The organism is Methylobacillus draconifructus (genome assembly GCF_045984385.1).
Lineage (GTDB): Bacteria > Pseudomonadota > Gammaproteobacteria > Burkholderiales > Methylophilaceae > Methylobacillus > Methylobacillus flagellatus_A.
Genome location: NZ_JBJQIJ010000007.1, coordinates 163,219 through 188,563 on the forward strand (window position 1 = coordinate 163,219; position 25,345 = coordinate 188,563).

At 54.4% G+C, this 25,345-nt stretch carries 31 protein-coding genes, 1 tRNA gene and 2 pseudogenes; 18 read left to right on the top strand and 16 right to left on the bottom strand.

All coding sequences use genetic code 11. From position 1 onward, the window contains the following. Positions 1–124 precede the first annotated feature (124 nt). Together ACKF11_RS14855 and ACKF11_RS14860 are read left to right on the top strand one after the other, a co-directional pair. Positions 125–200: transfer RNA gene (locus ACKF11_RS14855), tRNA-Phe, on the top strand. Between the two features lie 306 nt (positions 201–506). Then, complete coding sequence (locus ACKF11_RS14860; protein WP_407997702.1) at positions 507–740, top strand: hypothetical protein; 234 nt, start codon at positions 507–509, stop codon at positions 738–740. A 57-nt stretch (positions 741–797) separates the two neighbouring features. Here ACKF11_RS14860 and ACKF11_RS14865 read toward each other — a convergent pair whose 3' ends face one another. Further along, positions 798–947 (bottom strand): hypothetical protein, encoded by a 150-nt coding sequence (locus tag ACKF11_RS14865; protein WP_407997703.1) that lies wholly within the window; start codon positions 945–947, stop codon positions 798–800. On the opposite strand from ACKF11_RS14865, the gene ACKF11_RS14870 reads away from it, so the two are divergent. From ACKF11_RS14870 to ACKF11_RS14920, 11 genes are all read left to right on the top strand, one after another. Then, complete coding sequence (locus tag ACKF11_RS14870; RefSeq protein WP_407997704.1) at positions 934–1,137, top strand: hypothetical protein; 204 nt, start codon at positions 934–936, stop codon at positions 1,135–1,137. The genes ACKF11_RS14865 and ACKF11_RS14870 overlap by 14 nt on opposite strands. Positions 1,138–1,203: 66 nt before the next feature. Then, positions 1,204–1,491 carry a DUF6127 family protein gene (locus ACKF11_RS14875; RefSeq protein ID WP_407997705.1) on the top strand — a complete coding sequence of 96 codons (288 nt, stop codon included), beginning with the start codon at positions 1,204–1,206 and terminating at the stop codon, positions 1,489–1,491. A gap of 2 nt (positions 1,492–1,493) precedes the next feature. After that, complete coding sequence (locus ACKF11_RS14880; protein WP_407997706.1) at positions 1,494–1,955, top strand: hypothetical protein; 462 nt, start codon at positions 1,494–1,496, stop codon at positions 1,953–1,955. Continuing rightward, positions 1,955–2,473: a lysozyme gene (locus ACKF11_RS14885; protein WP_407997707.1), complete on the top strand. Its 519-nt coding sequence runs from the start codon at positions 1,955–1,957 to the stop codon at positions 2,471–2,473. The genes ACKF11_RS14880 and ACKF11_RS14885 overlap by 1 nt, the downstream gene beginning before the upstream one ends. A gap of 65 nt (positions 2,474–2,538) precedes the next feature. Continuing rightward, positions 2,539–3,564 (top strand): glycosyltransferase, encoded by a 1,026-nt coding sequence (locus tag ACKF11_RS14890; protein ID WP_407997708.1) that lies wholly within the window; start codon positions 2,539–2,541, stop codon positions 3,562–3,564. Continuing rightward, a complete protein-coding gene (locus tag ACKF11_RS14895; RefSeq protein WP_407997709.1) occupies positions 3,561–4,706 on the top strand; it encodes an FAD-dependent oxidoreductase in 1,146 nt (381 codons plus the stop codon). Before ACKF11_RS14890 ends, ACKF11_RS14895 begins: the two co-directional genes overlap by 4 nt. After that, entirely contained in the window at positions 4,706–5,500 is a 795-nt protein-coding gene (locus ACKF11_RS14900) for an NAD-dependent epimerase/dehydratase family protein (RefSeq protein WP_407997710.1), read from the top strand. The genes ACKF11_RS14895 and ACKF11_RS14900 overlap by 1 nt, the downstream gene beginning before the upstream one ends. Continuing rightward, the gene (locus ACKF11_RS14905; RefSeq protein ID WP_407997711.1) at positions 5,497–6,330 is read left to right on the top strand and encodes a sugar phosphate isomerase/epimerase family protein; all 834 of its coding nucleotides are present in this window, start codon (positions 5,497–5,499) and stop codon (positions 6,328–6,330) included. Before ACKF11_RS14900 ends, ACKF11_RS14905 begins: the two co-directional genes overlap by 4 nt. Next, positions 6,327–6,683 (top strand): EamA family transporter, encoded by a 357-nt coding sequence (locus tag ACKF11_RS14910; protein WP_407997712.1) that lies wholly within the window; start codon positions 6,327–6,329, stop codon positions 6,681–6,683. The genes ACKF11_RS14905 and ACKF11_RS14910 overlap by 4 nt, the downstream gene beginning before the upstream one ends. Positions 6,684–6,687: 4 nt before the next feature. Beyond that, on the top strand, positions 6,688–7,500 hold the full coding sequence (locus ACKF11_RS14915) for a glycosyltransferase family 2 protein (protein WP_407997713.1): 813 nt from the start codon (positions 6,688–6,690) through the stop codon (positions 7,498–7,500). Next, positions 7,490–9,130, top strand: coding sequence for a putative glycosyltransferase family protein (locus ACKF11_RS14920; RefSeq protein ID WP_407997714.1), 1,641 nt, complete (start codon positions 7,490–7,492; stop codon positions 9,128–9,130). The genes ACKF11_RS14915 and ACKF11_RS14920 overlap by 11 nt, the downstream gene beginning before the upstream one ends. 563 nt (positions 9,131–9,693) lie before the next feature. Here ACKF11_RS14920 and ACKF11_RS15330 read toward each other — a convergent pair. Continuing rightward, positions 9,694–9,900: pseudogene (locus tag ACKF11_RS15330) on the bottom strand (hypothetical protein); the annotation flags it as partial. A gap of 98 nt (positions 9,901–9,998) precedes the next feature. Here ACKF11_RS15330 and ACKF11_RS14925 point away from each other — a divergent pair. The 3 genes and pseudogenes from ACKF11_RS14925 to ACKF11_RS14935 form a co-directional block, all read left to right on the top strand. Beyond that, positions 9,999–10,254, top strand: a pseudogene (locus ACKF11_RS14925) (YgjP-like metallopeptidase domain-containing protein); the annotation flags it as partial. Between the two features lie 97 nt (positions 10,255–10,351). Then, complete coding sequence (locus tag ACKF11_RS14930; RefSeq protein ID WP_309566981.1) at positions 10,352–10,687, top strand: rhodanese-like domain-containing protein; 336 nt, start codon at positions 10,352–10,354, stop codon at positions 10,685–10,687. A 2-nt stretch (positions 10,688–10,689) separates the two neighbouring features. Next, positions 10,690–10,935 carry a sulfurtransferase TusA family protein gene (locus ACKF11_RS14935; protein WP_407997715.1) on the top strand — a complete coding sequence of 82 codons (246 nt, stop codon included), beginning with the start codon at positions 10,690–10,692 and terminating at the stop codon, positions 10,933–10,935. Positions 10,936–10,939: 4 nt separating this feature from the next. Here ACKF11_RS14935 and ACKF11_RS14940 read toward each other — a convergent pair whose 3' ends face one another. The 5 genes from ACKF11_RS14940 to ACKF11_RS14960 all read right to left on the bottom strand — a co-directional run bounded on the left by ACKF11_RS14940 (position 10,940) and on the right by ACKF11_RS14960 (position 16,235). Beyond that, positions 10,940–11,092, bottom strand: coding sequence for a bestrophin family ion channel (locus tag ACKF11_RS14940; protein WP_407997716.1), 153 nt, complete (start codon positions 11,090–11,092; stop codon positions 10,940–10,942). 32 nt (positions 11,093–11,124) lie between these two features. Continuing rightward, positions 11,125–13,956: a valine--tRNA ligase gene (locus ACKF11_RS14945; protein WP_407997717.1), complete on the bottom strand. Its 2,832-nt coding sequence runs from the start codon at positions 13,954–13,956 to the stop codon at positions 11,125–11,127. Positions 13,957–13,998: 42 nt separating this feature from the next. Then, entirely contained in the window at positions 13,999–14,910 is a 912-nt protein-coding gene (locus tag ACKF11_RS14950) for a hypothetical protein (RefSeq protein WP_407997718.1), read from the bottom strand. A 16-nt stretch (positions 14,911–14,926) separates the two neighbouring features. Next, positions 14,927–15,493, bottom strand: coding sequence for a LemA family protein (locus tag ACKF11_RS14955; protein ID WP_309566976.1), 567 nt, complete (start codon positions 15,491–15,493; stop codon positions 14,927–14,929). 106 nt (positions 15,494–15,599) lie between these two features. Beyond that, entirely contained in the window at positions 15,600–16,235 is a 636-nt protein-coding gene (locus ACKF11_RS14960; RefSeq protein WP_309566975.1) for a PEP-CTERM sorting domain-containing protein, read from the bottom strand. Between the two features lie 37 nt (positions 16,236–16,272). Here ACKF11_RS14960 and ACKF11_RS14965 point away from each other — a divergent pair, with 37 nt between their 5' ends. Continuing rightward, entirely contained in the window at positions 16,273–16,818 is a 546-nt protein-coding gene (locus ACKF11_RS14965; protein ID WP_407997719.1) for an NfeD family protein, read from the top strand. Positions 16,819–16,836: 18 nt separating this feature from the next. After that, complete coding sequence (locus tag ACKF11_RS14970) at positions 16,837–17,682, top strand: SPFH domain-containing protein (RefSeq protein ID WP_407997720.1); 846 nt, start codon at positions 16,837–16,839, stop codon at positions 17,680–17,682. Here the strand turns inward: ACKF11_RS14970 and ACKF11_RS14975 are convergent, their stop codons facing one another. From ACKF11_RS14975 to ACKF11_RS15015, 9 genes are all read right to left on the bottom strand, one after another. Next, positions 17,683–18,432: a HesA/MoeB/ThiF family protein gene (locus tag ACKF11_RS14975; RefSeq protein ID WP_407997721.1), complete on the bottom strand. Its 750-nt coding sequence runs from the start codon at positions 18,430–18,432 to the stop codon at positions 17,683–17,685. Continuing rightward, positions 18,429–18,869 (bottom strand): type II toxin-antitoxin system VapC family toxin, encoded by a 441-nt coding sequence (locus ACKF11_RS14980; RefSeq protein ID WP_407997722.1) that lies wholly within the window; start codon positions 18,867–18,869, stop codon positions 18,429–18,431. Before ACKF11_RS14980 ends, ACKF11_RS14975 begins: the two co-directional genes overlap by 4 nt. Further along, positions 18,869–19,117, bottom strand: coding sequence for a FitA-like ribbon-helix-helix domain-containing protein (locus tag ACKF11_RS14985; RefSeq protein WP_407997723.1), 249 nt, complete (start codon positions 19,115–19,117; stop codon positions 18,869–18,871). The genes ACKF11_RS14980 and ACKF11_RS14985 overlap by 1 nt, the downstream gene beginning before the upstream one ends. Positions 19,118–19,187: 70 nt before the next feature. Continuing rightward, positions 19,188–19,871: a type II secretion system protein gene (locus ACKF11_RS14990; RefSeq protein ID WP_407997724.1), complete on the bottom strand. Its 684-nt coding sequence runs from the start codon at positions 19,869–19,871 to the stop codon at positions 19,188–19,190. Then, positions 19,859–21,436 carry a hypothetical protein gene (locus ACKF11_RS14995; protein ID WP_407997725.1) on the bottom strand — a complete coding sequence of 526 codons (1,578 nt, stop codon included), beginning with the start codon at positions 21,434–21,436 and terminating at the stop codon, positions 19,859–19,861. Before ACKF11_RS14995 ends, ACKF11_RS14990 begins: the two co-directional genes overlap by 13 nt. Before the next feature lie 8 nt (positions 21,437–21,444). After that, complete coding sequence (locus ACKF11_RS15000) at positions 21,445–21,933, bottom strand: hypothetical protein (RefSeq protein ID WP_407997726.1); 489 nt, start codon at positions 21,931–21,933, stop codon at positions 21,445–21,447. Next, the gene (locus ACKF11_RS15005; RefSeq protein ID WP_407997727.1) at positions 21,930–22,544 is read right to left on the bottom strand and encodes a hypothetical protein; all 615 of its coding nucleotides are present in this window, start codon (positions 22,542–22,544) and stop codon (positions 21,930–21,932) included. Before ACKF11_RS15005 ends, ACKF11_RS15000 begins: the two co-directional genes overlap by 4 nt. Next, positions 22,541–24,133 (bottom strand): hypothetical protein, encoded by a 1,593-nt coding sequence (locus ACKF11_RS15010; protein ID WP_407997728.1) that lies wholly within the window; start codon positions 24,131–24,133, stop codon positions 22,541–22,543. Before ACKF11_RS15010 ends, ACKF11_RS15005 begins: the two co-directional genes overlap by 4 nt. 4 nt (positions 24,134–24,137) lie before the next feature. Continuing rightward, positions 24,138–25,343 carry a type II secretion system F family protein gene (locus ACKF11_RS15015; RefSeq protein WP_407997729.1) on the bottom strand — a complete coding sequence of 402 codons (1,206 nt, stop codon included), beginning with the start codon at positions 25,341–25,343 and terminating at the stop codon, positions 24,138–24,140. Between the last annotated feature and the right edge of the window lie 2 nt (positions 25,344–25,345).

A 25,345-nucleotide genomic window follows, 5' to 3' on the forward strand; every position in this document is an offset into this window, starting at 1 on the left:
CAACTTTTTTAAACCACGGGAATAAAACACGAATTTTTTCGATCCCAGCTAGACGAAACGCCGAAGTTTGCTATAATGCTGGCCTTGCGTGAGCTCAAGAGCCAACGTAATAAGTAAGTAGTATGGCCAGGTAGCTCAGTTGGTAGAGCAGCGGATTGAAAATCCGCGTGTCGGCAGTTCGATTCTGCCCCTGGCCACCAAAATTCGAACCCCAACCACTCTCGGTTGGGGTTTTTTCTTATGTGCTCCCGCCAGACCCCGCGAACACGCGCGGAACGCTGAGTAGGTTTGCGGACTTCGACAGCCCGGCTGCCACCCTCCCACTGGCCACATGGCGCTCTCTCCGGGCCATTCCTCTCTCGTTTCTGGCCGGCTCAAAACTGCCCGAAGTCCGCAGGCGACACGCCTTTGCCCTATGTAAATCAACGGCTTGCGCGTTGATTGATCAAGCGGTTGTTTTTTGGAATTGGTAGGATGAGCACTTATGAATCCATCAGGAGATGGTCATGGGAATCATCGATCAAACGACCTATACGCTCACTTGCCCGAAATGTGGTGCCAACGAGTCGCAGAAAATCCTCGACAAAGGCTCCAACTGGAACGGTTCATGGTGGCAAAGCAGTGCGAGCTTCACGCACTTCCAAACAACCTGGGATGGCGACGGCGGGTCTGTTGAGCCCAAGCTGTCCAGTGCGACTTGCAAGAGTTGCCAGTCCAAGGCCCAGGTTGCCATCAGCTGACGAGTAAATTTTGAAAGCTGCTTTGGCCCGGTAACCGTAATGACACGGCAGGTGCCGTCAAGATTCCTTGGTGTTCAAGATTGCGCGCTGCTCATCCCAAAGCAGCGGTGTCCCCGACGCGAGATCAAACAGCGTCACATCTGAGGGCAGCGTTTCATCCAGGATGGCGGCCACGATGTCCGGCGCCAGCGTGGTGAGGTTAACCATCCGGCTGTTGCAGGGGTTCAAGCAAGAAGTCGACGGCACCTACCTGATCGAGTCGGTCACCCACCAACTGGCTGGGCAAAGCTGGAGCATGTCCCTGGAAATCTCAGCCGGTAAATCAGGCAAGGCCAGAGCCGGGCACACCAAGCCCCCCAAACACACAACGACCCTGGCCATCCCCAGCGCCCCGTGACCTGCTGATTCCTTTTACCCCATCGACCCCGCCCCTGTGCGGGGTTTCTTGTTTCTGGAGACCGTGATGAACACACCGACCACTCGAGACGGCTGGGTATCCATGCCGCTGGACGAATTTGAGCGACTGATCGAGGACGCGGCCGAACGCGGCGCCAAGCGCGCCATGACCGATGTCGGTCTGGATGGCGAAAGCGCAGCTGCCGACATTCGTGAATTGCGTGGACTGCTCGAAGCCTTCAACACCGCTAAGCACACGGCTTGGCAGACCTTGGTGCGGATGGTGACCACTGGCTTCATCTTGGCCCTGGTTGCCGGCGCACTGATCAAGTTGAAGCTCTTTGGGGGGCACTGATCATGCTGACCCTGCTCGGATCACTGCTGGGCTTCCTCAGCAGCACCTTCCCGGAATTCCTCAAGCTGTTTCGCGACAGCCAGGACCGCAAACACGAACTGGCGATCCTGGATCGGCAGATGGAGCAGCAGCGGCTGGGCCACAGCCAGCGCCTGGAAGAAATCCAGATTGCGGCTGATGTTGCCGAAAGCCAGGCGCTCTACAGCTATGCCAACCATCCTACGGGCTCGCCTTGGGTGGAAGCGTTACAGGCGTCGGTGCGTCCGGTCATCACCTATGCCTTCTTTCTGGTCTTTGCGGTGGTGAAGGTCTCGGCCTTGGCCACTTTGCTGCAAACCGACGGCGTTACGCTTGCAGCAGCTCTGCAGGCCACGTGGGATGATGAAACCCAGGCGCTATTTGCTGCCGTGATGTCCTTCTGGTTCGGCAGCCGTCAGATCAGCAAGATGCGCCGGGGTGGCTGATGCGTCAAGTCACCGAGGAAGGCCTCAACCTAATCAAAAGGTTTGAGGGCTTCAGTCATACCATCTACACCTGCCCGGCCGGCTACCCGACCATCGGCTACGGCCATGTGGTGCTGGCACATGAACATGATCAATTCGCAGCGGGCGTCACGCAAGCAGAGGCCACTGAGCTTCTGCGTAAGGACGTGAGGATCGCCGAGCGAGCCGTGCTGCGGCTGATCTCGGTGCCACTGACGGATGGGCAGTTCGACGCGCTGGTTTCTTTCACCTTCAACCTCGGTGCCGGGGCGCTACAGCGCTCGACACTGAGGAGGAAGGTGAATCGGGGCGAGCACGAAAGCCTCCCCGCTGAGTTGCTGAAGTGGGTGTGGGCGGCAGGGAAAAAGCTTCCAGGCCTTGTCCGTCGCCGGCAGGCAGAAGGGGTTGCTTACGCCTCTGCACCTCTTGCTGGCATGAAAATTGAGGAAGATTCGTGGGGGAAGCTCGAACAGGGTGACGTCCCCCCCCCCAGGGTTTAAAATGACAAGATTTTGTAGATAAATGCAAACACATCGCAAAGATGCGTGTTGTGGGGACCATAAGAATGGCGTTTTTCCCGGTATTTCTGTCGATTGTGTATGTTGTACGCAATCAAGGCCATCAGCTAGAGGGCATTATTCACAGTGCCTCTGAAAAATTGTCATCACTCGTCACCGATTACGAGTTGATTATTGTTGACAACGCGTCTGATGATGAAAGCATCAACGTACTCAAAAATCTAACCGGTCAATCGGGCTATCCAAACTTACAAGTTTATGCTCTTACCAAGGAAGTTGATGGTGACACAGCTTCATGGGTGGGGCTCGAGAATGCGCTTGGTGATTTCGTCGCTGTCATTGATCCTCAGCTCGACGACATCGGCTTCTTGCCAGAAATGCTCGATAAAGCAGTTATGGGGGCAGATGTGGTTTTTGCAAATAACCAGCAGAAACCACGCCAAAGTCTCGCATACGGTGCGGCCTATGCTGCCTTCAATTTCCTGTACAAATCGTTCAATGGAATACATCTGGCCAAAGAGGCGCCCCAGTACAGGCTGCTAAGTAAGCGTGTAGTTAACTTTATCTTGCAGCACCCCCAGCCTGCAGTTACTTACCGGCATTTGCCGGCAACAGGCGGTTTTGCGCGTATCAACATGGAGTACAGCAGCAAACCACTTGCAAGGAATACCAAAAAATTGGGGGAAAGCATTGATCGAGGCATGCGCATCCTCGTTTCGACAACACAAGCACCAATGCGACTTGTGACAACGTTGTCCTTGTTTGGGGCTGCGGCCAACTTAATTTATTCGGTTTATGTTATAGCCGTTGGTATTTTAAAAACAGACGTGGCGCCAGGTTGGGTGAGTATGTCATTGCAACAATCAGGCATGTTTTTCCTGATTTCACTCGTGCTTTTAGTGCTTGGAGAATACATTTTGCATATGGCGAGCCTCAGTAATGAGGGGCCGCTGTATCACGTTGGCCAAGAGTTTACGAGCGCACGCATGACCCGCCGGGAGAAGCTAAACATTGAGGATGTCTCGTCGTCAGCAAAGCGTGACTTGCCCAATTCAGATCAGGTTGTTGCATGACCGTGCAATCTTGCACTGCAGACGCGGTCATCATTGGCGGGGGCTTCTACGGCTCTGCCATCGCGATCTACCTTGCCAAGACCCGTGGGTTGCGCCGAGTGATCCTCCTGGAGCGCGAGTCGAAACTGCTGGTCCGTGCCTCGTATAACAACCAGGCGCGTGTACACAATGGATACCACTATCCTAGAAGCTTTACGACGGCATTTCGTAGCCGAGTCAATTTGCCTCGCTTTGTGCGAGATTGGCCGCACGCCGTTAAGCAGGATTTTGTAAAGCTTTACGCTATTGCAAGACGTAACTCTAAAGTAACGGCCAAGCAATTTGAGCGTTTTTGCCATGAGATCGGCGCGAACATCAAGCCCGCTGAAGCCGGTTTAAAGCGGCTTTTTGAGCCTCGACTGATTGAAGATGTATTTCTCGTTGAGGAATATGCCTTCGACTCAACGCGACTTGCCGAATGGGCAGTCAAAGAGCTTCAGGATGCAGGTGTCGAGATCCATTACTCAACTCGTGCTTTAGCGATTTCCCGTTCGCCAGCCGACAAAAGCTTGAGTGTAGCCATCCAGTCGAAGTCTGGAGATGCCTCGTCAATAAATTGTCGGTACGTCTTCAACTGCACCTACAGTGGACTGAATCAGTTTTCAGGCGACTTTCCTGGCACCAAAATGGATCTCAAGCAGGAGGTTACTGAAATGGCGCTTATGCAGGCGCCAGGCGTGCTCAAGGAAATTGGGGTCACAGTCATGGACGGTCCATTTTTCTCAATGATGCCGTTCCCTGCTCGTGACCTGCACACGCTGTCGCACGTTCGTTACACCCCACACTTTAACTGGCAGGATGAGCAGGGCATTGACCCGTACAGGAAGCTCGATGAATACGATCGTGCTACTCGTGTCGATCGCATGGTCAGGGATGTAGGCCGATATCTACCTTCCGTACTTGAAGCGAATTATGTCGACTCTTTATTCGAGGTCAAAACCGTTTTGGTCAAGAACGAAGGGGATGATGGTCGCCCGATCCTCTTCGAAAAACATGCGGAACTGCCTGGCTGCTATTCGGTGTTGGGTGGGAAGATAGACAATATTTACGATGTTCTTGAAAAACTCGAAACAGAAGAGTTCAAGAGCTTACAGGAGTGCTGATGGAAAACGCGCTGATTGGATTCTCTGGTTTTGTCGGAAGCACGCTTCTTAAGCAGGCAGATTTTTCTGCGCTGTTCCGCTCAACCAATATTCACGAAATTGAAAATCGTGAATTCGATGTAGTGGTGTGTGCAGGTGCGCCAGCGCAGAAGTGGCTTGCCAATCGTGATCCGGCAGATGATCGAAAAAAGATTGAATCCCTGATCAACCACCTTCGAACTATCAAGTGCAAAAAATTCATATTGATCAGCACTGTCGATGTATTCAAGGAGCCAATCGGCGTTGATGAATCTACGCCGGTTGATGAGTCAGGTTTGCATGCTTACGGACTCCATCGCCGACTACTTGAGAAATTTGTCGAGCAGCATTTCCAGAGTCATCTGATTGTTCGTCTGCCTGGCTTGGTGGGGCCTGGCTTACGCAAGAACGTGATTTTTGATTTTCTTAATAACAACAATCTTCACGCGATTGAGAGCCGAGGCATTTTCCAATTTTATCCCATGATCAACCTTTGGTATGACATCCAAATGGCGTTGAACGCGGGTCTATCACTGGTGCATCTGACTGCTGAACCGATCAGCGTTGCAGATGTCTCGCTGCAGGGCTTTGGTAGACCATTTATTCAGACACTGGAAAACCCGCCCGCTCGTTACGACATGCAAACACGGCACGCGCAAATTTTTGGCTCGCTTGGTCAGTATCAGTACAGCACCCGTGAAACCATTCAGGCGATTAGAGCCTATGCCCAGTCCGAACCCATGACCTTAAAGAGTGAAAGCGGGGCAGTATCGTGAGGCTCGCCATTTCAAATATTGCCTGGGACATATCAGAGGATACTTCTGTCGCAAAGCTGCTTGGCAAGTTCGGCGTTGATGCTGTTGATGTAGCGCCTGGCAAGTACTTTCCTGATCCTGTGAGTGCCAGATATGAGGATATTGCGAAGGTTAGGCAGTGGTGGGCAGATCACGGCATTGAGATCACGGGCATGCAATCTTTGTTGTTTGGCACGACAGGACTCAATGTATTTGGTGATACTAAGAGCCAACAGGCGATGCTGGAGCATCTGCGAGCGGTGTGCCGCATCGGTGCGGGTCTTGGCGCAACGCGATTGGTATTTGGCTCTCCAAAGAATCGTGACCGCTCCGGATTGAGTGACGCACAAGCCCTTGAGCAGGCGGTTAGCTTTTTTCGACGTCTGGGTAATGTTGCTCAAGAACATGGTGTCATCATGTGCTTGGAGCCCAACCCAACCCGATATGGTGCGAATTTCATGACCACCAGCGCTGAGACAGCCCATGTTGTCGCAGCGGTTGGTCACGAGGCTATCCGGATGCAGTTTGATACTGGTGCCTTAACGATCAATAGAGAATCTCCCGAAGCTGTGCTGGAGTGCAGTTCTAAATTTATCGGGCACGTTCATGCGAGTGAACCGGATCTGCTGCCCTTGGGTGATGGCGGGACTGATCATCAGTTAATGCACAGGGCCCTGAGTCAATACCTTCCAGAACATCTGGTTTCGATAGAGATGGTCGCCACCAAGGATGGACCGCACCTACAGTCCATTGAACGGGCACTGGTTTGTGCCGTAGAGTGCTACCGGACCCAACATGGGGTGGCCAGATGAAATGGTTGATCTTGGTGCTTGGCATCGCCGCAAACGCTTCTGCCAGCGTACTGGTCAAGATGGCCATGATGCCACCGAGAAGGTTCCCCTCCCTTGCAGATCCGTTGGCAGCCTTGAGCAACTGGCCCTTCTGGCTCGGCTTAGGTCTATACGGTGGGGCTTTCCTGCTCTATGCCGCTGCACTGGCCAGGTTGCCCTTGAATGTTGCCCACCCGGTACTGACTTCCGGGGCGGTAGTAACGGTCGCACTTTTTTCCGTTTTGATTTTCCGTGAACCCTTTCACTGGACCACAGGTGCCGGTATCCTGCTTGTAGTTGCAGGCGTGGCTCTTATCACTGCTCGGGTTGCATAAACAAATGAATACGACACAAGATATTTCCCCAGAAGAGCGAGCAAAGTGGCAAGTACCCGCAATGGAGACACCGTTGTGGTTGGGCAAACAACATGCTTACTGCGTTGTCATCCCCGTGATTAACGAAGGAGAGCGTATTAATAGCCTACTCAAACGGATGGAGGCCAACCGTATTTCTGGGATAGCTGACATCATTATTGTTGACGGTGGCAGCACCGACGGTTCTTTGGAGCTGGATGCGCTAAAGCAAGTAGGTGTCAGAGGGCTTGTGGTTAAAAAAGGCCCAGGAAAACTGAGCGCGCAACTTCGATGTGCTTATGCGTTTGCGCTTGATCAGGGATACAAAGGTATTGTTACTATCGATGGCAATGATAAGGATGACCCTGAGGCTATACCGCGATTTATCGAGGCGCTAAAAGGCGGGATTGATTTTGTTCAGGCATCGCGTTTCCTGCCTGGTGGTGTGGCAGTGAACACGCCAAAGTTACGAGACTTTGCGATCCGGTACATCCATGCACCGTGTCTAAGCATTGCGTCTGGATTTAAATGGACAGACACTACACAAGGTTTCAGGGGTTACAGCAGAAGATTGCTCATAAGTCCGAAGACGAGCCCTTTTAGAGATGTTTTTTTAAATTATGAGCTGCTTGCTTATATGTCATGGCAAGCACCAAGAAGCGGATTTGCTTGCTTGGAGCTTCCTACAGTAAGGCGTTATCCGAAAGGAGTCGTTCCGACAAAAATTTCTTCCTTCAAAGGGAATCTTGAGGTCTTAATGACTTTGCTTAAGATCTGCTCAGGAAAATATGATGTTTAAAAACTCCAACAATACCTCATTCGGTTCAAGTTTCCTTCCAGGATATCTGATTGGCATTGCTGGAATATTTTTTTTTGTTTGGCGGGGTATTGATCCATGGGGCTGGCCAGATCTTGATATGGCCACTTACTACGCCTCAATCGATAAGCCTGGGATGATCATAAATGATTTCTTTACATCTTGCTTTGGGGAGAACAACGGGCGGGCAATTTTCGGTCTATTGACTGCCTGGCCTATCCATCTTGGACTAGACTGGTATAAAACTCTCTACCTATGGATGCTAATTAATAGCGCAGCTCTTCCAATGGCGTTGTATTTTGGGCTTCAATCGAGTACGCATGGAAGAAGCAATATTAGTGCGGCCGTTTATTTTATTTTTACTGCTGTCGCAATAACAATTCCAGGAAGAGTGAGTCAGCTAACTATCGCTTGGTGGAGTGGATGGGGAACATATTTTCACCCTTCTGTATTTTCTATTTCGCTTATATCCTTTGGGGTATTTGCATTAAGCTCTGGCCGCATGGGATTGAAGGCGCTTGGATCGCTGCTAGCTTTTCTTTCCGCCTTAGCGCACCCCGCCTACTCTATAGGCGGTGCAATTTTTTTTACGATAATGCTTGCGTGGTCTCGCGACAAAGCAAGAGTAATTCTCTTAAACAGCGCTATTTTTCTGGGCCTTGTTTTTATCAAGTTCTTTTCAGACTCTGGGGCGCTTACTGCTGATGAGTATTTTCAGTATTTCTCTTGGTTACATCCAGAGCATTACATACCAAGCAGATTTGTCGCCATGGGATCATTTCCCTGGTTTTATCCGTTCCTTCTGCTAAATCTTGTTTTTTTAGGCTCCGGACTTGCTCTATTCCTAATGAGGCAAAAAAATGCAGCAATGATCGCATTTTCATTCCTAGTAGTTTACTCGTCAGCTATTGCTTTGCAGTATGTGTTTGTAGAGAAATATCCGCTATCTACAACCTTGATGCTGATATCTCCGGCTAGATTTACTGCCTTCGGCTATTGGATGGCAGCGGTATGCATTGCTCTTGTTTTGATTCAGCTTCAAGCAAAATTCAATCATCTGCCTTCACATTATTTCGGTGCATTAAAGAATGTAAAATTTAATATTCTCTCTAACCCAAGATTAACATTGTATAGATATCTTTGTTCGGCCATCATTATTCTGTTGTTTCTCATATTAAGCCTCGCGGGATTTGTCAACCTTAAGTCTCCACATGACCATTTTGACGATAACAAAAAGCAGCTCTTTGATTGGATTGTCAGCAATACAGATCCAGCCAGCGAAATTGCTTCCGGCGGTTTTTTGCCTGTCGAGATTCCGTTGCTTACTGGGCGTGGCACTTATCATGGTAACGGCTTCCCCTTTGAAGACCGTTGCCTAAAGGAGAACTATGCAAGGTACGTAAATATCAGAGGTGTCCCAACAGGACCAAACGGCAGAATGGATTCATCAAAATTCTATGCGGACCTTGACGTTTCAAATTTTAAGAACATGAATCCACGGCCGAATTGGGTCGTTATGGATCGCGCTAGCCCAGGGGCCGTTAAATCGCTTTTCATTCAGCAGCCATCATTCTCAAATGAGAATTTTTTGGTATTTGAGATCGATCAGTAAGTCGGAGTCTTTGCGCCTGAAGCAGAAGGCACGAAGCGTGAGGGTGCTTCGGTAGATGATATTGACATACATTTTTGCCGAGCTTTAACGCCATGGTGAACCGTGAAGCATTACGCTTTAGCACGTAAAAACTTGTATAGCCTAGCTTGCATGCGTTCATGTGACGGTCGGTGACGGGTGAGTATCCCACCACCAAGGAATACCAAAGGGTTAGCTTCAGTGATGGGCTAGCCCTTTTTCATTACTAGGCAATGCCTGATAAACACCCACGATTCCTGAGCAATCTTTCAGCCTATTCCGGCCCTAGAGTCTGCGCAATTGAAAGCGCATGCAGTGACAAGAGAATCGACCACTGATTCATACCTTTACCACTCTCCATCAAGAATGGTCACATAATCTTGCGATGAGTTATCAACCATTACACGCATTCCTTAATCAATATATTGCCTGCCACACACGAAATGTGCTCTCGATAAAATCACTCCGACATCCAATAACATGCAACGGGTGCCGGAATAGCCACAACCTCTCCAATGGCTGAATTTTCTTCCTGAGGCTCCTTACTATGTTTGCCTGGCTTCATTACAGGAATGCGCCTGAAATCTTCCCCAGCGCTGGGTAAGCACATACCTCCTGCGGTACCTGCCTTTCAGGCGAGCTGGCGTGATTGGAGTATCCTGATATTTCACTTCAAACGGCACGAGGCGGTCTGCAATGCTGGTGACGATATCCACTTCCTGCTTGCTCTTGCCATCAATCCAGTAAGAAAACTTTGGAGTTTCACGCCAGTATGTTCACACCTTCCAATTGCCCACACAAGGTGGGAATGTCGAGAATACCGCCATCATGACCCGGTAAAGGCACGCCAGGCACCAACACCTTGGTCTTCCGCAAGCAAGGCAACAGGTTGAAAAGCAAGAACGAGATCCGCATTGCGGCACTTTTTCGCGATGCGCCGGAAGCATTCCTGCGCATGATCGTGGTTGCATGAACTCTCTCACCTGAAAGAACACGACCACAACAAGGCGTTCTACCAGCTATGCCACTATATGGAGCCTAGCTATCTCCAGTTGGAATTCGATATGCGGGTATGGCTGACTTGGAGCGAGCACAAGCATGTTTAGCTACCAATAGGCGGCAACCGCATCAATAGCTCAAGAAAAGACTAGTGTATGGTTATGGTAAGATGGCGCGCTCTTTCTTCAGTTGTTTGGATTTCTCATGGCCAGCCACACCGACATCGACGCGCAAGAGCTGCATGCGTTGCTTTCCTCGCAAAAAGCCATCCTCGTCGATGTGCGTAACGATGACGAGGTGGCGCGCGGCGTGATCGAAGGCGCCATGCACTTGCCCATGATGGTGATTCCCGGCATGGGGAGCCTATTGTGCGAGCATGAGGAAACCCCGCTGGTGTTCTATTGCCATAGCGGCATCCGATCCGCACAGGCAGCGGCATTCATCGCAGGCAACATGGAACGCGGGAATGTGTATAACCTGCGTGGCGGCATCCTGGCCTGGGCCAATGCCGGCTATACTTTTGTCACAAAAACGGATTGATCATGGAATTTCATCAAGAACTCGATGCGCGCGGCCTCAAATGTCCGCTCCCCATCCTGCGCTGCAAGAAGGCGCTGGCTGATGTTGGTTCAGGAGAGATACTGAAAGTCATCGCCACCGATCCCGGCTCAGTCAAAGATTTCCAGGCCTTTTGCAAACAGACCGGCCATGAAATGCTGTCTGTCGGTGAAGATGGCAATGCTCCTCAGAAAGAGTTCATCTTCTATATCAGAAAAAGAGTGGCGTGACTGCTTAGTGGGGTACAGCCGCCCTGCCGTGGGTTGCCACCACTAGGGAACTCAGCAAGGTCGTGAACAATACCTTGCGCCAGATCACCGGGATGATGGAACCCTTGAGCGAGAACAGCAGGACACGGGCACTGGGATTTTGTGGTTGCGTAATCATGAAACGTCCTTTTATTCAGCGCCCGGCTTGCCTTATTTCAGCTTGGCAAGTTGCGCCTGCAGTTTTGCCACTGTGTCGCTGAATGCCGCCAGCCTGGCTTTTTCCTGCTCGACCACGGCGGCTGGCGCACGCGCCACGAAGCTTTCATTGCCCAGCTTGGCCTGCGCCTTGGCGATTTCCGCCTCAAGGCGGCTGATTTCCTTGCCCAGGCGCTCTTTCTCGGCGGCGACGTCGATCTCGATCTTGAGCATGAGCTTGAAGTCGCCCGCCAAGGCCACCGGCGCTTCCGCCTCGGGCAGGTCGGCCATGATCTCGACTTCGCTCAGCTTGGCCAGCGCCTTGAGGTAAGGCGCATAGATTGCCAGCTTGTCGTTGTCGCCCACAGCGATCAGCGGCACGCGCGCGGCGGGCGACACGTTCATCTCGCCGCGCAGGCTGCGGCAGGCATCCACGGCTTCCTTGAGCAAGGCGACCCAGGCTTCGGCCTGCTCATCCAGCTTGGCCGGCTGGCTGATCGGGTATTGCTCCAGCATGATGCTGGGGCCGGTGCGGCCGGACAGCGGGCCCACGGTCTGCCAGATTTCCTCGGTGATGAACGGCATCAAGGGATGGGCGAGGCGCAGGATGGTTTCCAGCACGCGCAGCAGCGTGCGGCGCGTGGCGCGCTGTTGCGCCTCGCTGCCGTTCTGCAATTGCACCTTGGCCAGCTCCAGGTACCAGTCGCAATATTCATCCCAGACAAACTTGTAGATGGCTTGCGCCACGTTGTCGAAACGGTATTCGGCAAAGCCGCGCTCGATGTCGGCCTCGGTGCGCTGCAACAGGCTGACGATCCAGCGGTCGGCCTGCGAGAAGTCCAGGTAGCCCTCGGGCTGGGTCTTGCAGTCTTCCAGGCCGCAATCCTTGCCCTCGGTGTTCATGAGGACGAAGCGGGTGGCGTTCCACAGCTTGTTGCAGAAGTTGCGGTAGCCCTCGCAGCGCTGCAGGTCGAACTTGATGTCGCGGCCGGGCGAGGCCAGCGAGGCGAAGGTGAAACGCAAGGCGTCGGTGCCGAACGCGGGAATGCCTTCCGGGAACTCCTTGCGCGTGCGCTTCTCGATCTGCTCGGCCTGCTTGGGGTTCATGAGGCCGGTAGTGCGTTTCTTCACCAGCTCCTCGATGCCAATGCCGTCGATCAAATCAATCGGGTCGAGCACGTTGCCCTTGGACTTGGACATCTTCTGCCCTTCCGCATCGCGGATCAGGCCGTGGACATAGACATCCTTGAACGGAATCTTGCCGGTGATGTGCTTGGTCATCATCACCATGCGCGCCACCCAGAAGAAGATGATGTCGAAGCCGGTCACCAGCACCGAGGACGGCAGGAATTGCTGCAAGGCTAGGTTGGCCTTGTCCTTTTCCTCGTCGCCGGTCCAGTCCAAGGTAGAGAACGGCCACAGGGCGGAGGAATACCAGGTATCCAGCACGTCTTCGTCACGCTTCAGGTTGCCGCGGTAACCATCGTTGGCGGCGAGCTGGATCGCCTCGGTTTCGTTGTGCGCGACATAGACCTTGCCGTCATCGCTGTACCACGCGGGAATCTGGTGCCCCCACCAGAGCTGGCGCGAGATACACCAATCCTGGATGTTGTTGAGCCACTGGTTGTAGGTGTTGACCCAGTTTTCCGGCACGAAACGGATTTCGCCGTTGGCGACCACTTCCAGCGCTTTTTCGGTAATGCTCTTGCCGTCCGCGCCCGGCTTGCTCATGGCGACGAACCACTGGTCGGTGAGCATGGGCTCGATCACGACGCCGGTACGGTCGCCACGCGGCACCTTGAGTTTGTGTTTATCGACCTTGACCAGGAAGCCCTGCGCTTCGAGGTCGGCCACCACCTGCTTACGCGCGGCAAAACGCTCCAGGCCCTGGTATTGCGCCGGCGCGGCATCGTTGATATGGCCATCCAATGTGAGGATGCTGATCATCGGCAGCTTGTGGCGCTGGCCCACGGCATAGTCGTTGAAATCGTGCGCAGGCGTCACCTTGACCACTCCCGTGCCGAACTCGCGGTCCACGTAGTCGTCCGCAATCACCGGAATCTCCCGGCCGCACAACGGCAGCTTGACGTGCTTGCCGACCAGGTGCGCATAGCGCTCGTCCTCGGGATGCACCATTACGGCGACGTCACCGAGCATGGTTTCAGGACGCGTCGTGGCGACGGTCAACTCGCCATTGCCGTCCGCCAATGGATAGCGGATATGCCAGAGGTGGCCGTCCTCTTCCTCGGAAACCACTTCGAGGTCGGAAACAGCCGTGTGCAGCTTGGGGTCCCAGTTCACCAGGCGCTTGCCGCGATAAATCAGGCCCTCGTTATACAGGCGAACGAAGGTTTCCGTCACGGTGCGCGACAAGCCCTCGTCCATGGTGAAGCGCTCGCGGCTCCAGTCCGGCGAGGTACCCAGGCGGCGCATTTGCTTGGTGATGCTGCCGCCGGAATATTCCTTCCACTCCCAGACTTTCTCCAGGAATTTTTCGCGGCCGAGGTCGTGGCGGCTGACGCCTTGCGCATCCAGCTGGCGCTCGACGACGATCTGCGTGGCGATGCCGGCATGGTCGGTGCCCGGCTGCCACAGGGTGTTGTCGCCGCGCATGCGGTGATAGCGCGTCAACGCGTCCATGATAGTCTGGTTGAAACCGTGCCCCATATGCAGCGTGCCCGTCACGTTGGGCGGCGGCAGCAGGATGCAGAAGTTGTCTTGCTTGCTGGAATCCAGTCCGGCTGCATAGTAGCCGCGCTCTTCCCAGAATTGGTACCAGCGGCTTTCTATGTTCTTGGGTTCAAAGGATTTATCCAGGGTTTGGCTTGCAGTGGTATCGGTAGTCATAGGGGTGGGATTTTAGCATAGCGCATTCATGCGAAAACGCTGTCACGCTAAAAACCGGCCCGACTGCAAATGCAGCAACACCAGCATAAGCGCCACAAACACCAGCCCATGCAGCCAACATAACAATAAATAACGCCGCTTGAGGCGCTGCGGCGGCAGGCTGGAAAGCAGGAACAGGCGGCCATCGGCTGGCGCCCGCATTACATGCACGCCGGGCGCGGTGCGCAATTCGCGATGCTGCCTCTCCACCTCGCGCGCGGCGGCCCGGCGCGCCAGCTCCCACTCCTTGAGGTCGATCTCGCCGTTGCCGTCCAGGTCAAAGCGTTCCAGCAGGCCGGCTTTGTCGCGTTTCCATTCCGCGAGCAATTCGGAAACATCCTCCTTCTGGTTAAGCGGCATATTCGCGCCACCCACCGTGGTGAATTCTCCCAGCACGTAAATCGACCCGGCAAACAGGATATCCTCCACGCGCTTATAGTCCGCGGCATAGCTGACCCTGCGTTCCGGCCCGACAACTTCCGCATGGTCTGGGTCGACAAAGCACTGCCCAGTGCCGTCGCTGATGACAAAGGTTTCATGGCTGGCGCCTTCATGCGTCAGGCGCCAGTGCCGGCGATCATGGCGCTGGAATACCTGGAAGCGGTACCAGACGCAGCGCACGGCGGAAAACGGGCTGACGATCAAGTGCTCGGGATCGGGCAATGCCCGCCCATACAGCTCGACATAGCCCTGTGCGGCAGAGCCGATGCGAGAAGTAGGCAGGTCCGCAATCGCGCGATTGCGCCTGTAGTTGCCAGCCCAGGCCACCAGGCTGACCAACGCGGCGAGTGCCAGGCAAACCGTCCATACCCGGAGGTTATTCGACTGGGCGACCACCGCAAGCAACAGCAGGTAGGCAGCGCCGCCCAGGCAATCCAGGTAATAGCTACGCCAGCCGCGCCACATGAAACGCATCGGTTAATTGAGAAACTTATTGCTTGAAACGCGCCGCGATATCGACATCCTTGAGCTCGCTGCGGGCGAAGCGCAGCATGGCCTCGCGGTTGAAGCCCAATGTGCGGGCCACCAGCAGGTCGGGAAATTGCGCGATGCGCACATTGTGCAGGTTGACGCTTTCGTTATAGAACTCGCGCCGGTCGGCAATCGCGTTTTCCAGGCTGCTGATGCGCGCCTGCAAATGCAGGAACTGCTCGTTGGCCTTGAGTTCTGGATAGGATTCCGCCACGGCAAACAACGTCCCCAGCCCGGCGCGCAATGCGCTTTCCGCCGCGCCCAAAGCCGCTACGTCATGATGCTGGCTCGCCTCCTGTACGCGGGAGCGCGCCTGGATCACCTGCTGCAAGGTGGCCTGCTCATGCTGCATGTACTGCTTGCAGGTATCGACCAGCTTGGGCAACTCGTCATGGCGCTGCTTGAGCAATACATCGATATTGGCCCAGGCTTTTTCGACATTGTTCTTGAGGTTGACCAACCCGTTGTACACCATGATGAAATACACGACAGCGACCACCAGCAATGCCAGCAAGAAAATCTGCATATTCCCTCCCCTTTTTGCAGGCAGTGTAATCCGCTTCCTCGCACTCAGGCAACGCCGTCAAACAAAAAGCCAGCATTGCTGGCTTTTTGTCTTCGTGCCTCAAACCCTAGCTAAGCATTTTGCGCCGCGCAGCAAACCCTACCAGTCCCAGGCCAGCAAGCATCAATCCATACACGCTAGGCTCCGGCACCGGGGCCAAGGTCGCCGTGAATGCCAGGTCGCCGCCCAGGGTGGTATTCCAATCCGTCCCGGTCAGCTGGCTGCGATCGTTGCCGTTATTCAAGTAAACAAACGTACCGCCCTCATATGCCGTATCGGGAGCAAAGCCCCATTCGTTGGTGCTTTCCACGCCGCCCTGGATACCGGAAGTAGTGAAATAAAGCACATATTGGCTATTGGCTTGCAAATTCACGGAAGGATACGCCGTGATCTCGGTATATTCGCTCGAGCCAGTGAAGCGGAACGGGTCGGACTGATAAAGAATCTCTCCAACCCTTGAACCAGTCCAGGTCCCGACTTCAATGGTGAATGGCGCATTCAGATCGGTCAGGATAAAAGAGAAAGACTCCAAGACCTGGGCCTGGTCGCCAATAGTGATAGTCTGGCCATAGGTAGCCGTATCCGGCGTACCGAATGGCGAGACTTCTCCATCCCATTGATCTATGGTGCTGATGGTAGTGGCGGCATGGACTGCCGGCGTAAATGCCAATGTCAAAACAAAACCCAATGCGGGAAATTTCATCACGACCTCCTTGATGTTGAATGAACTGAGACAACTCGTGCTTAAAAATTCCCCCCCGTTGGGTGACCATATTGCCAGGGTAAAGTTCTGGTACGATGACGGACTAAACACTCAACGGGACACAATCAAGATGCTGGAACCGCTCTGGATATGGGGCATACTCGGTTTAATCCTGATAGCGCTGGAAATACTTTCCGGGACACTGTACATCCTTTGGTTTGGCAGCGCCGCCTTAGAGATTGCCTTGCTCATCTATTTATTCCCTGCATTGGGCACGGCTTGGCAGCTAGTCATTTTTGCCGTGTTATCCCTGGGCTCGCTCGCGATCTGGAAGCAGTTCTATCGCCGCGAACAGGACGATTCCAGCATCGGGCAATCGCGCGGCGATGAAATCGGCCGCACCGGCGTCATCATCGAACCGGTCAGCCCAAGGCAGAACGGCCTGATCGAATTCGCCCAGGGCGTGCTGGGCAGCCGCCAATGGGTCGCCATCGCCAATGAAGAAATCGAGGCTGGCGCTGAAGCCGCCGTCGTGGCGGTGGAAGGCAACCGCCTGCGCGTCAGCAAGAAAACCACCGGATAATATCCACAAGGAGAAACCATGTTCGAATTCGCATTTGTATTGATCGCCGCTGTTGCCGTCCTGGCGTGGAAAGGCATCCGCATCGTGCCGCAGGGCGAGGAATGGGTGGTGGAACGCCTGGGCAAGTTCAATGCCGTGATCACCCCCGGCCTGCACATCATCAACCCGATCTTCAGCAAGGTGACCTACAAGGTCACCACCAAGGACATCATCCTCGACGTGCCCGAACAGGACGTCATCACCAAGGATAACGCCGTCATCCTCGCCAACGCCGTCGCTTTTATCAAAGTGACCAACATCGAGCGCTCCGTCTACGGCATTGAGGATTTCCGCGAAGCCATGCGCAACATGGTGCAGACCAACCTGCGCTCCATCATCGGTGGCATGGACCTCAATGAAGCCCTCACTTCGCGCGAGCGCATCAAGAGCGAACTGAAAAATGCCATTGCCGACGAGGCCGCCGACTGGGGACTCACGGTCAAGTCGGTGGAAATCCAGGACATCAAGCCATCCGTGAACATGCAGAACGCCATGGAGCAGCAGGCATCGGCAGAGCGCGAGCGCGTCGCCGTGGTGACGCGCGCCGAGGGCGACAAGCAATCGCTTATCCTCAATGCCGAGGCAAGGCTGGAAGCGGCCCGCAAGGATGCGGAAGCGCAAAAGGTGGCCGCCGAGGCTTCCGCGGAATCAATCCGCCTGATTGCCGAAGCCGTGAAGCAGAACGACACCTCCGCCACTTTCCTGCTCGGCGACCGCTACATCCAGGCCCTGCAGCGCATGTCCAACGCCCACAACAGCAAGATCGTCGTGATGCCGGGAGACGTGGTCAGCGCTGTCAAGGCATTGGTGGGCGGCAACAAGTAATTATTTGGGCTGGCAAACCGGGCATGCCGGGTCTTTTGCCAGCTTGAGGCTGCGCCATTCCATATTGATCGTATCCAGCAGCAACAACCTGCCCTGCAAGCTCTTGCCCAGGCCCAGCAACAGCTTCATCGTCTCTGCGGCCTGGGTGGTGCCTATCATCCCCACCAGCGGCGCAAACACGCCGTTCTCGGCACAGCGCAACCCTTCGTCGCCACCGAGATTGGGGAAAAGGCAATGGTAGCAGGGGCTGTCGTCATGCCGCATATCGAAGACCGTCACCTGCCCCTCGAACCCGATCGCGGCCCCTGACACCAACGGCTTGCGCAGCTCTACGCACACCTGGTTCACGGCATAGCGCACCGTGAAGTTATCCGTGCAATCGACCACAACATCCGCAGCCTGCACCAGCTCGCGCAGGCTTGCCTCGTCCATGCGCTGCTGCAGGGGATTCACCGTCACTTCAGGATTGAGCGTCGCTATTGTTTCCGCAGCCGAGACCGCCTTGTTGCGTCCCACCGCAGCCGTGGTATGAATGATCTGCCGCTGCAGGTTGGTGAGGTCCACCTCGTCAAAATCGCATATCGTCAGCCTGCCCACGCCGCCGGCCGCAAGATAAAGCGCCACCGGGGAACCCAGCCCGCCGGCTCCGATCACCAGGACATGGCTGTTGACAAGCTGCTCCTGCCCCTCGTAACTGATCTGCGGCAGGAGGATATGGCGGCTGTAGCGGAGAAGTTGATTGTCGTTCATGGAGAAGTCTGCCAGGGATTCACGAGTTGCAATCCCGGAATATTAAGAAAATCCTTAGTGTTGCGAGTAGCGAGTACCAATTGATGACGCAAGGCAATCGCAGCGATCTGCGCATCTTCAGTCGTCATCACGACTCCCTTCAACTGTAACCCTGCCACCAGCAATGCATAGTCCTGCGCGACAACATGATCGAAAGCCAGGCAAGCACCGGCAAAATCCTCCTCGAACATCTGGCTGACGGCTGTCGCCAAGGCGTGCTTGCGCTTGCCGTCGGGTAGCAAGGCCACACCCAGCAACATTTCCGCCTGCGTGATCGCACTTGTGTAAAGGTTCGCAACCGGTTGCCGGGCAAACCATGCCATCACCTCAGGGGCTGGCAGCGGACGCATCAACTCCGACAACACATTGGTATCAAGCAGAATCCCGCCCTGCGCCATTATTCATCCATCGATGTCATACGTGCCGGCTGCCGCTGCGGAACCGGCAATGCGTCAATTTCAATCCCGGCAAACCGCTGGCGCACCCGCTCGGCAAAATTCACCTGCGGCTGGCCTGCATGGCTGACAGCCCGCAGCAAAATCTCCCTAGCCTCCTGCTCCATGGACCTGCCATGCGCCGCAGCTTGCAGCCGCAGTTTGCTTTTCACGCCCTCATCCAGGTTCCTGATCGTCAAACTCGCCATCATGCCACCTCACAAAATGATTGCAATGCAATCATTGTAATCATTCATGGCAAGACGAGCAAACCACGCCAGATTATGGCAACTGCCCGGCTTGGATCATGGCGTTGTAGAGGACGTAGGGAGAAATCCAAGTAACAATATCATCGAAATCAGCACTGATGTAGTTATAAAACTGCCCAGTCTCTCCAATCCTAGATTGGGCTATGCCATTCGCACCGTCTGAATAAATAATGGCCACCGCACTCCCAATCGTAACAATATTATTCTCATTCAAAACCTGGAGGTCATTAGGATTTAAGGTGGATAAACCTTGATACGCCATGCTATTAGCTACAGTATTCGTGGTAAAAGCGCTATTAGATGTTTGGGTAACAATATATTTGATATGTTGCCCCCAACCGTCAATGGCAAATCCATTCTCCAATTGGTGCAATCCTAATGTCACAGCAGGCAATAACTGTGCAGTTGGTTCACATTGGCCCCCACCTTCTGGAACTTCTACACCCTTACTAGCTTGAGTTGCAGGGCAAGGCAAGCGTCCGCTTGCCTGCGCAAAACCAATAAGCGCCTTTTGGGCAAGCTCCAGCTGATTCTCTGTCTTTCGAAGAAGCCCAGCGTCTCTTTGCGCTGTGACAGGCAAAACCAAGGCGCTAATCACAAAACCGAGAATGACCAGAACCACAGCCATTTCCACCAGTGAAAAACCATCCGCATACTGCTTGCGCTTGATTTTGCTATATCCAGTCATTGTTTCCATGCCACGGCACCTTCAGATCCATTTACTCCAGCAAAACTATTTGTTGCCGTACCCTTTGCCAGCTCACTTATATTCGCCAATGCTCTGGAAAACACCAATTGTTTAATGCCTTGTATTGACCGTCCATGTACTTGAAGTGAAAGACAACTGGATAGACATCTTCCCTCTCCGGTCGTGGAGTCGAACTCTTCAGCTACAGCATAAATATATTCATGCCATTTGTTGGTAAAATACCATTGCGGCCAACCTGCATGGTCGGTAATCGGGCTTTCGTCATTTACGACAAAATAGCTATTTTGCGCTGGCCCTATTGTCCCTTTTTTATTCCTGTCCTTATCCAAAACTGTGATCGCCTCCTGCCCTGTCATCCGGTCAAAAACAAAAGGATAACCTGCCATTGGCGTCCTGATGTTCAAGAGATTTTCCCTTGCATCCAATGCGGTCGCCTCACACGCCACAATGTCCTGCAGCCTCCAATTGCAATTAAAATTTTGTGCATCATTCAGCTTGTGATAATAATCGGCATCTATCGTTCCAGTAGTTGCATAGGCACCTGCATTGCTCCATTTTAGAGAAGCCGTAAACACTTTGGCACAGCCGCTTAAAGTACACCTGACCATATCCGGTGTGAAATTAAGGGTTCTCACCTCTCTTACCACACGCTTTTCAAGTGCGCTCAACAGCTCGTCGATGGTGATATAAACTAATCGATCATTAAAATTCGAGCTTTCTGGAGCTTGTATAAATGTTTCATCATCAACCTGATAATCTGCATTGGAAAACCCACCCAATGCATCCAGATATGCCGCTGGCAGCGGCGCATCTGCAGAGCGGTCCTGCCCCGCTAACGGCAAGCCTGGCGCAATGATCACTGCTGCGACCCTATCTGAAATCACTGCACCACGACTATCAACCACTTTTAACCATCTATACGGCGTAGAGCCTATGGCATCGTCTTGCTTACTTTTCCTCCTCAAATATGGAGGGTTATATAAACTTTCATTTGCGAAAATTTCATTTGCCATTGCAAGACCAAGATTAATAATGGGAGGAATATTTTCCTTTTCATTTTTCGCCGCATCTTTAGAAAATTCGTAGTTATGTACTAAATTTCTTGAGACAGCATACCAAAGCCTATCCCCATATTTTCCTCGCATATTTAAGCTGGATGGCAGAGAGTTAATGCTTATCCCTTTCCGTAGCGAGTTTAAGCAGTTAGTATCTCTTGAATCAAGAATTGGCAACATCCCTATTAGGAAATATCGCTTAAATTCATTCGCTGCATTAAAGCAATCACTTTCTCCATCATAACTACCCCCACTTCCTCGGTCAGGATAAGGCATTGCTCCGGGAAACTCAGGATGCGCCACCGACCATGCAATCAAAGCTTCTTTAGCCTCCGCCAACGCCTTCATAGTCTTTTCTTCCTGACGCGCCTTCATTCCGGCAGCATCGTACGATCTCACCACCAATGCCGTGACTGCCAATCCGATAATGAACATGGCAAGCAGCAACGCCGCCCCTCGTTGAGCATGGCGAGAATGGGGGAGATGAGCGGCTGTCATCAGTGCTCCTACCGAATCACGCCCTGTTCAGCCGGGTTGGTCGCCGGCCCGGGTGCCGTCGTGTGTACGTTGCGCTCGATAATCTCCCCGGTGTCAGGGTTGAATATTTGTCCGGCCTTGAGGCGCACGTGACGCCCGCTTTCATGAATGGTGAGGGGAATGCCCTGCTGGTTGACCTTGCCCACCTGCACCTGGCCATTGTTGCTGCCTTCCTGCAATGGCTGGTGGTTGATCCAGACCGTGCCCTTGCCGCCGTCGCTGCGCTGTATATAACCTTGGACGCTGAATTCCTGAGGCGTCAAAGGCATGGGCACCTGTTCGGCATCGACCAGCGTTTCCGGTATCGGCTGTTGCTCCAGCAATTGGCCGCGTTGGCTTTGCCGCAACCTATCCAGGCTATCCCGCTCGGCAGGCGTGGTGAACAAGCGGCCAAAGGATTCGGCCGCCGCACTGGCGTGGACGCACAACAACAAGGACAACAGCAGGGCTCTCATCATGGCGTGGCTCCTGGCGTGGATTCGCGCAAGGTCAGCCAGTCTATTTCGCAGGCCACCGACGCCACGGGCGCGAGCATGGTGGTGACGGCGACGCCGCTACGCTCCATGGTGCAATCCCGCACCAGGAAAGGGGTGCTCTGGTTGCGCTTGAGGCCGTCCAGCAATACCAGCAGGTCTCCCTCGTGCAACAAGGGCAGCTCGAGCTTCATGATAGAGCGGTACAGGGTGAAGGGCGCCGTATTGCCGACGAAGCCCGGCTGGTAGGGCGCTTGCGCGCCGATGCTGTACTTGATGCCGAACAGGCGCTGGGATTGGTGGGTATTGCGCAAGGCGTCCACCCACTCGATACGGTGCTCTTCGCCGATAAACCCTTCATTTATCAGGCGTTGGTAGACTGGCAGGTAACGGATGATGTTTTCGCGCTCCTGGTCCGAGGACAACAAGCGGGAGCGTGCCTGCATCAGCTGGCTCTGCTGTTGTTGCAGCCGCTGCCCGACTTCATCCCGGTAAGCCAGGGCATACGCCACAATGCCGACGGCAAAGACCAACGCCACCAGCAAAGCGGTTAATGGCAACGCCAGCCTTTGCCAATCCTGGCGGTTCAGTTTCATGGCTGTGCTCCCGGTCCAGCTTCGGATGGTCCCGTCTCGGGTTTCAGTACCAGCTTGAGCTTGAACACGGCTTTTTCGTTCCGCGCCGTACGCTCGTCGGTGGTGCTGCCCTGTAGACTGGAGTAAGAGCTCACATTCACCGGCTGCTGCATCACGGTAGCCTCTTGCACGGCAGCATCTGCCTTCAATGTCTCGGCAAAACGGTGTACCGTTTCCAGTGCCGCACGGTAATCTCCGTTAAAACCGCGGATTTCACCCGTCATGAATCCAATCTGGTACGCAGTCCCTCCCGCACTGGCTGATTGTTCCGGCTGGGCAGCACCGGCATTTGCCTCATCCTTGATCCCCAGGTCCTGGCTCACCACCCAGCGCAAGCGGTTCAATTGGATGTTGCCCATCTGGTCCATGACGGTGCCCAGCACCTGCATCAACCTGGCCGGACTGGCCGCCTGCTTGAGGATGGCGTCATGCACGCTGGCAGCCACGTGCAAATCCATGCCCTGGATAGGCGTTGCCGGGAAGTTATTGGCGATTTCGTTATAGCGTTGCTCCTGCTGGCGCGTTTCGACAGCCAGCTCGTTGAGCTGCTTCACGTCCTCGACCGCTTGCGCCAGGTACAGCAAGGTCAGCAGCAACCCCAGGACGGCGACGATCAACGCGGAAAGCACCAAGCCTTTGCGCAGGAATTCCATCCTGTAGGTTTTGACCAGCGGCTCGGGCGCCAAGTTGTCCGGCCTGTGCCCGCGGGCAAGCAATTGCATATGCACCAGTTCGGGCAGCTGGCGCACTTGCTCCAGCGACAATCCGCTGCCTTTTGCCAGCCTGGCCAAGTCGATGTGCTCGCATTGCAAGCCCTGCTCTTGCTGGATATTGCGGCTGATCTGCTCCGCATCTTCCGCTGGCGTCAATACCACCACGCGCAGGGATGTATCGCGCGCAATCAGGCGCTGGCTTAACAGGTAGAGCCTTGCCTTGTCCGTTTCCACCAGGTGGAAATACGAGATCTGCTGATAAGCCTCGGGCGGTATTTGCACCAGGCGGCTGACGCGCAAGCGCCCCTGGTTGAGATAGCTCTGGCGCAAACCTGAAGATAGTTGCTCGCTGAGCAGGATATCGCCGGCCTTGAACTTGAGCTTGTGCAGCAACAGCTGGCTGACCATCGGCAGGCTATACACGCCTGCAAGCGGTACCTGCTGGCCGATGAGCGCCTCCAGCCAAGGCTGCAGGGATTCCGTATTGCTCAATGCCACGAAAAGGAAGCGATCGTCGCGGCGCTTGTCGCGTTCCCTGCTGAGGAACTGCGCCGCCTTGAACGTATTGCCGCGGTATACCTGGTTGAGCTTGCGCTGCAACAGTTCCTTGCGCGAGGGCCCCGAGGTGTGGGGCAGGACTTCCAGGTGAAAATCCTCTTCCAGCGCATCCACCATGAGATAGGTGGGGATGTAATGGTGGTGCGCCAGGAATTCGGTAAATTCGAGATGCCCCTGCGGCTGGTTGGCGAATATCTCTATCCCGCGCAAACGGCCAAAACGCCAGCGGCCGGCAATCAGCCGGTCATGCGTTGCGCAAAGAATGAGGCGTTCGAACATAGTGCTATAACTTGAGTTGGCTAAAGGAATCGTACACCGGACCGAGCACCGAGAACATGATCAAGGCCAGGATGGCGCCCAATATCACGGTCAATGCCGGTTCGATCAGCTTGAGCAATTTTTCCACGGACTCGTTGACGTCCCTGTCATAGAAATAGCTGACGTTGAGCAACGCCTTGTCCAGCCCGCCGGTGCTTTCCCCCACGCGGATCATGCGCACCACCAGCGGCGGGAACAGGCCGACGTTGCGGAAACTGTCGCTCATGCTCTCCCCGGCGTTGATCTGCTGCAAGGCGCGGTTCAATGCCTCTGCCACCACGAGGTTGTCCACGACCTCCTCGCAACTGCGTATGCCGTCCAGCACGGGGATGCCGGTCTGGTACATCAGCGCGAAATAGCGCGAGAAGCGCGCCAGGATGATTTTATTGAGTATGTTCCCGGTCACCGGCAGATGCAGCTTGATGAAGTCGTAGCGGTAGCGCACTTCCGGGCTGCGATGAATGGCGATGCCAATGATGATGGCTGCCGATACCGGCAAGCCCAGCATCAGCCACCAGTAATCCACTACGGCGTTCGACACCGCGATCAATATACGGGTCTGCAGCGGCAGCGCCTGGCCCATATTGCCCAGGAACGATACCATCTGCGGCACCAGGTAGGCCATGAGGAATATCACCGCCGCGACCACCACGACCAGCACGAACATGGGATATGCCAGCAGCTTGCGCGTCTGCGCGATCAGCTCGTCCTGCCACTTGAGGGTATCGGCCAGGTGACGGAAGATTTCCGGCAGGCGACCGGTCTGCTCCCCGGCCTTGATCAGGCTGACGAATACGCGATTGAATACGTAAGGATGCTCCGCCAACGCCTGTGAAAGCATCTTGCCGCCCTCCACCGACGACACCAGGGAGCCGATGATCTTCTGGAAATGCGGGTTGGTGGTGCTGTCCCGTAGGTCCACCAATCCCTCGAGCAATGGAACGCCCGCCGTTGTGAGTTGCTCGAGCTGGAAGCAGAAAATCACCAAGTCCTGCAAACTGACCTTGCGGCGGCTCAAGACCGAGGGCCGCAGGCTGGAAGGCCGGAAGGTGATCAAGTCCAGGCCCACGCGCTTGAGGCGCAGCTCCAGGTCGATCTCGTTCAGGGCATCGATCTGGCCGTGTGCCGCCTTGCCTGTTTGATCCACTGCCTTGTAGTTGAATGTCGGCATGG

Bases quoted from the DNA above. Each gene is read 5' to 3' on its own strand.
- ACKF11_RS14985 (WP_407997723.1), bottom strand. From the start codon at position 19,117: ATGATGGCGAGTTTGACGATCAGGAACCTGGATGAGGGCGTGAAAAGC.
- ACKF11_RS14860 (WP_407997702.1), top strand. From the start codon at position 507: ATGGGAATCATCGATCAAACGACCTATACGCTCACTTGCCCGAAATGT.
- ACKF11_RS14895 (WP_407997709.1), top strand. From the start codon at position 3,561: ATGACCGTGCAATCTTGCACTGCAGACGCGGTCATCATTGGCGGGGGC.
- ACKF11_RS14940 (WP_407997716.1), bottom strand. From the start codon at position 11,092: ATGATTACGCAACCACAAAATCCCAGTGCCCGTGTCCTGCTGTTCTCG.
- ACKF11_RS14890 (WP_407997708.1), top strand. From the start codon at position 2,539: ATGGCGTTTTTCCCGGTATTTCTGTCGATTGTGTATGTTGTACGCAAT.
- ACKF11_RS14865 (WP_407997703.1), bottom strand. From the start codon at position 947: ATGGTTAACCTCACCACGCTGGCGCCGGACATCGTGGCCGCCATCCTG.
- ACKF11_RS14995 (WP_407997725.1), bottom strand. From the start codon at position 21,436: ATGACAGCCGCTCATCTCCCCCATTCTCGCCATGCTCAACGAGGGGCG.
- ACKF11_RS15010 (WP_407997728.1), bottom strand. From the start codon at position 24,133: ATGTTCGAACGCCTCATTCTTTGCGCAACGCATGACCGGCTGATTGCC.
- ACKF11_RS14880 (WP_407997706.1), top strand. From the start codon at position 1,494: ATGCTGACCCTGCTCGGATCACTGCTGGGCTTCCTCAGCAGCACCTTC.
- ACKF11_RS14900 (WP_407997710.1), top strand. From the start codon at position 4,706: ATGGAAAACGCGCTGATTGGATTCTCTGGTTTTGTCGGAAGCACGCTT.
- ACKF11_RS14885 (WP_407997707.1), top strand. From the start codon at position 1,955: ATGCGTCAAGTCACCGAGGAAGGCCTCAACCTAATCAAAAGGTTTGAG.
- ACKF11_RS14915 (WP_407997713.1), top strand. From the start codon at position 6,688: ATGAATACGACACAAGATATTTCCCCAGAAGAGCGAGCAAAGTGGCAA.
- ACKF11_RS14970 (WP_407997720.1), top strand. From the start codon at position 16,837: ATGTTCGAATTCGCATTTGTATTGATCGCCGCTGTTGCCGTCCTGGCG.
- ACKF11_RS14955 (WP_309566976.1), bottom strand. From the start codon at position 15,493: ATGCAGATTTTCTTGCTGGCATTGCTGGTGGTCGCTGTCGTGTATTTC.
- ACKF11_RS14980 (WP_407997722.1), bottom strand. From the start codon at position 18,869: ATGGCGCAGGGCGGGATTCTGCTTGATACCAATGTGTTGTCGGAGTTG.
- ACKF11_RS15000 (WP_407997726.1), bottom strand. From the start codon at position 21,933: ATGATGAGAGCCCTGCTGTTGTCCTTGTTGTTGTGCGTCCACGCCAGT.
- ACKF11_RS14990 (WP_407997724.1), bottom strand. From the start codon at position 19,871: ATGGAAACAATGACTGGATATAGCAAAATCAAGCGCAAGCAGTATGCG.
- ACKF11_RS15005 (WP_407997727.1), bottom strand. From the start codon at position 22,544: ATGAAACTGAACCGCCAGGATTGGCAAAGGCTGGCGTTGCCATTAACC.
- ACKF11_RS15015 (WP_407997729.1), bottom strand. From the start codon at position 25,343: ATGCCGACATTCAACTACAAGGCAGTGGATCAAACAGGCAAGGCGGCA.
- ACKF11_RS14935 (WP_407997715.1), top strand. From the start codon at position 10,690: ATGGAATTTCATCAAGAACTCGATGCGCGCGGCCTCAAATGTCCGCTC.
- ACKF11_RS14875 (WP_407997705.1), top strand. From the start codon at position 1,204: ATGAACACACCGACCACTCGAGACGGCTGGGTATCCATGCCGCTGGAC.
- ACKF11_RS14930 (WP_309566981.1), top strand. From the start codon at position 10,352: ATGGCCAGCCACACCGACATCGACGCGCAAGAGCTGCATGCGTTGCTT.
- ACKF11_RS14920 (WP_407997714.1), top strand. From the start codon at position 7,490: ATGATGTTTAAAAACTCCAACAATACCTCATTCGGTTCAAGTTTCCTT.
- ACKF11_RS14950 (WP_407997718.1), bottom strand. From the start codon at position 14,910: ATGCGTTTCATGTGGCGCGGCTGGCGTAGCTATTACCTGGATTGCCTG.
- ACKF11_RS14945 (WP_407997717.1), bottom strand. From the start codon at position 13,956: ATGACTACCGATACCACTGCAAGCCAAACCCTGGATAAATCCTTTGAA.
- ACKF11_RS14910 (WP_407997712.1), top strand. From the start codon at position 6,327: ATGAAATGGTTGATCTTGGTGCTTGGCATCGCCGCAAACGCTTCTGCC.
- ACKF11_RS14960 (WP_309566975.1), bottom strand. From the start codon at position 16,235: ATGAAATTTCCCGCATTGGGTTTTGTTTTGACATTGGCATTTACGCCG.
- ACKF11_RS14975 (WP_407997721.1), bottom strand. From the start codon at position 18,432: ATGAACGACAATCAACTTCTCCGCTACAGCCGCCATATCCTCCTGCCG.